Here is a 4,259-nt window from a genome sequence, read left to right on the forward strand (position 1 = left end):
ATGCATTTTAAGTGCCCTTACTGTTGCCACAACCACAGCACAATTAGGCTTGAGCCCGCTCAGGCGGCATTTTATATTCCAGAATTTTTCAAAACCAATATCGGCGCCAAAGCCACTCTCAGTTACATGATAATCACTTAACCGAAGAGCAACCTGGTCGGCTATGATAGAAGATTGGCCTACCGCGATGTTGGCAAAGGGGCCAGCGTGCACAAGTACTGGTTGGCCTTCAATCGTTTGAAGCAGATTTGGATTCAATGCTCGTACCATCCAGGCAGTCATTGCTCCATCAACCTCAAGGTCTTGAGTAGTAACTGGCTCTCCGCGCTTGTTATATGCTACCACTATGCGCCCCATCCTTTCGCGCAGATCTTTAAGGCTGGTGGCGATGGAGAGAATAGCCATCACTTCGGAACTTACTGCGATAGCAAAACCAGATTGAGCAAGGAAGCCATCCATCTTGCCACCGAGGCCGATAACTATATCTCTCAAGGCTTGGGCGCAATAATCTATCACCCATTTCATTTCTATATTTCGGGGATCTATATCCAGGCGTTTCAGGTTTCGTTTTGCCAGGAATTCATCGGTGTTTATAAATTCATGCTGAAGCCGGCTGGTTACTGCTACCATAGCAAGATTATGGGCGTTGACCACGCAATCGATATCACCAGTTAAGCCTAGAGAAAACGGGGTTAGGGGAATACATTGCGAAAGACCTCCTCCAGCAGCGCTTCCCTTAATATTAAAGGTTGGGCCTCCCGATGGCTGGCGAATAGCACCGGATACTTTTTTATTTCTTTTTCCTAAACCTTGCACCAAACCAATAGTGGTAGTGCTTTTGCCCTCCCCAAGAGGGGTTGGAGTTATTGCGGTTACATCAATATATCTGGCGTGGGGATTTTCTTTCAGCCGTTCTGTAACGAGCTTGAAATCTATTTTTCCGAGATGGTGGCCATAAGGAAGAAGCTCGTGTTCCAATACTCCCCATTCCGAAGCCAGTTGTTTTACCGGTTTCATTGAATTTTCGGCTTCTTGGGCAATTTGCCAATCTTGTAATTGTGTTGGATCCAGCCTGACCATTCTCTCCTCCATATCATGAGTTGCTAAATTTTACCATTGCAGGGAGCTCTTTTAATACTTTTTAAGGTATTTTTTCTTCTATGTTATATACTGGAGTAAATTCGAAGAGGCCAACCGGAGCCATGCTGGATAAGTGATGCAGGTTACGCCTCAGTGAGAGGATTTCATCCAGTTTAATAATATACCCTAAATTTAAGGTCGAAGTATAGTTATAAAACTCCAAATACGACTACTGTGCATTCTGTTGGGAAAAATTATTCTATACAATGCTGACTCAGTGATTGTTGTATACAAGATTTGACATTACCTCTTTCTTCATGATACTCTCTTTGCCCTCTTCAAAAATCCCGCCTTTTATAGAAAGTACGGAATTATATTATCTATTCTCCGATATAACGATTGATCATTGGGAGAAAAGCACCTGGGCAACTGTTCGGGTGCTTTTCTCACCATAGACATATTCGAAGGCAACCAGGGCTGCCCCTTCGCCCTCACTGCCGATAAACAGGCTCATGGCTAAAAAGGAAAAGGAGATAATTAATATGGCTGAAGAAACCAATGAAGAGATTTTAGGGCAAATATCAAGTCAGGAAATCTCGTCAATGATGGCAGAAAACCGCGTATTCCCTCCTTCTAAGGAGTTTTCCGAAAAAGCTGCCGTCAAGAGCATGGAGGAGTACAAGGCGCTTTATGAAAGGTCTATTAAAGATCCGGAGGGCTTTTGGAAAGAACTGTCTGGCCAGCTCCACTGGTTCAAGATGTGGGACAAGCTCCGAGAGTATGACTTTACCGAGAAACCAGAGATAAGGCATTTTATCGGCGGTAAAATCAACGTGTGCTATAACTGTCTTGACCGCCATCTTAATACGCCGACCAAAAACAAGGCTGCCATTATTTGGCAGGGCGAGCCCGATGACGAAGTGGTCACCTATACCTATCAGCAACTGCATCACGAAGTGTGCAAATTTGCCAATGTGCTGAAAAAGCACGGCATCAAGAAGGGTGACACCGTTTCCATCTACCTCCCCATGATTCCCCAGCTGGTTATTGCGATGCTGGCCTGTGTCAGAATTGGCGCAATACACAGTATTGTTTTCGGTGGGTTTAGTGCTGAAGCATTACGAGACCGGATAAACGATTGTAAATCCAAACTGCTGATAACAGCTGATGGCTATTGGAGGGCCGGAAAGCAGATTCACTCCAAATCCAATGCTGATAACGCAATGGCGGAAAGCCCATCTGTTAAAACAGCAATAATCGTTAAGCGCTTGGGTGTTGATATTCCCATGCAGCCCGGGCGGGATATTTGGTGGCACGAAGAGATGGAAGCAGATGACATATCATCATTTTGCAAAGCAGAACAAATGGATGCCGATGCTCCACTCTTTATATTGTATACCAGTGGAAGCACCGGCAAGCCCAAAGGTATTTTACATACCCAAGGTGGTTATCTGTTGCATACCTATCAGACGGTGAAGTGGGTATTCGACATTAAAGACCAGGATACATACTGGTGCACTGCTGATATTGGCTGGGTGACAGGCCATAGTTATATTGTATATGGTCCATTAGCAAATGGGGCTACCAGTCTTATGTTCGAAGGCGTGCCGACTTATCCTGACCCAGCCCGCTATTGGCAGATCGTGGAAAAATTTGGGGTGAATGTGTTTTATACTGCACCGACCGTGATTCGTGCCCTGATGCGGGAAGGCAAAGAATGGACTAAAGAGCACGATATTTCTTCCCTCAGGCTGCTTGGATCTGTAGGAGAACCGATTAATCCAGAGGCCTGGATGTGGTACCACCGCTATGTTGGTCGGGAGAAATGCCCAATTGCTGATACCTGGTGGCAGACTGAAACGGGAGGTCTTATGATCACTCCGCTGCCGGGTGCAATTCCTACCAAGCCTGGATCGGCGACACTGCCGTTCCCTGGAGTCGAACCAGTTATTTTACGCACTGATGGAACCGAAGCCGGTATAAATGAAGGTGGCTGGTTGTGTATCAAAAAACCATGGCCTGGTATGATGTGCTCTCTCTGGGGAGACCCCGAACGTTTTAAATCTACTTATTTCAGCCGGTTTCCCGGTTATTATACCAGCGGTGATGGTGCTCGTAAGGATGAAGATGGTTACTACTGGCTGATGGGGCGGATTGACGACGTAATTAATGTTTCCGGCCACCGCATTGGCACTGCAGAGGTGGAGAGCAGCCTGGTATCCCATCCCCAGGTGGCTGAAGCCGCGGTTGTAGGTATGCCACATAAAATAAAGGGTCAGGGAATCTATGCGTTTGTAACTCTGAATTCGGGTCAAAAACCAAGCGAAGAACTTGAAAAAATCCTCAAGAACCACGTTCGACGTCAAATTGGTGCGATTGCAACTCCGGATGTTATTCAGTTTGCCGATGGCCTGCCCAAGACCAGGAGCGGCAAAATTATGCGCCGCATTCTGGTAAAGATTGCTGCTGGCGATATTACAAATCTGGGCGATACCTCCACTCTTGCCGATTCAACCGTTGTTGAAACTCTGGTCTCTGGAAGAAAAATCAAAGAGTAACAGACTAATCGAGGAGGCAATATTATGGAACATGGCCAACCTGCAAAATTGAAAACTGAGAAATCAGAAGGATACAAAACCAGGCTTGGTATCATCATGTTTACCATTTTTACTCCTATTTATCTGGCATTTATCCTGGTGAGTGTGATGAGCCCGTCTTTTATGGCGGCTGATTTGGGAAAGCTGAATGTCGCCATTGTATACGGCTTTGGAATAATTATTTTGGCGGTTGCACTGGCTGTCATCTATAACTCTATCTGCTCTCGTAAAGAAAGGGATGATGAAGTGGAGGAAGCGCATAAGGAGGGATCTATCTAATGAATTACAAAGCCGAACCTCTCGCTATTGTAATTTTTGTAGTATTCGTCCTTGCTGTTCTGTGGGTTTCCTACTGGTTTGCCAGGAAGGCAAAATCTTCCAGCGGCTACTATGCTGCCGGCGGTAATATACATTGGGTGGTAAATGGCGTTGCTTTTGCCGGCGATTACCTTTCTGCGGCCTCATTTTTAGGTATCGCCGGCATGATCTCTCTGTTTGGTTATGATGGCTTCCTGTATTCCATCGGCTTTCTAGCCGGCTGGATGGTTGCCCTTTTTGTTGTTGCTGAACCACTGAAGAGGT

The 4,259-nt window shown here is 45.9% G+C and carries 4 protein-coding genes; 3 read left to right on the forward strand and 1 reads right to left on the reverse strand.

Annotated elements, in window-relative coordinates; translation table 11 throughout:
- Positions 1-1,080, reverse strand: a 1,080-nt coding sequence (locus PHX29_07065) for a formate--tetrahydrofolate ligase (protein ID MDD5605643.1), incomplete at its 3' end; no start/stop codon positions are given.
- Positions 1,081-1,622: 542 nt separating this feature from the next.
- Between PHX29_07065 and acs the strand changes: the two genes are divergently transcribed.
- The 3 genes from acs to PHX29_07080 form a co-directional block, all read left to right on the forward strand.
- Entirely contained in the window at positions 1,623-3,638 is a 2,016-nt protein-coding gene (acs, locus tag PHX29_07070; protein ID MDD5605644.1) for an acetate--CoA ligase, read from the forward strand.
- Positions 3,639-3,662: 24 nt separating this feature from the next.
- Positions 3,663-3,956: a DUF485 domain-containing protein gene (locus PHX29_07075; protein MDD5605645.1), complete on the forward strand. Its 294-nt coding sequence runs from the start codon at positions 3,663-3,665 to the stop codon at positions 3,954-3,956.
- Positions 3,956-4,259: hypothetical protein (locus tag PHX29_07080; GenBank protein ID MDD5605646.1), on the forward strand; the 304-nt coding region annotated here is incomplete at its 3' end. The genes PHX29_07075 and PHX29_07080, both read left to right, overlap by 1 nt.

The organism is Dehalococcoidales bacterium (assembly GCA_028717385.1).
Lineage (GTDB): Bacteria > Chloroflexota > Dehalococcoidia > Dehalococcoidales > CSSed11-197 > CSSed11-197.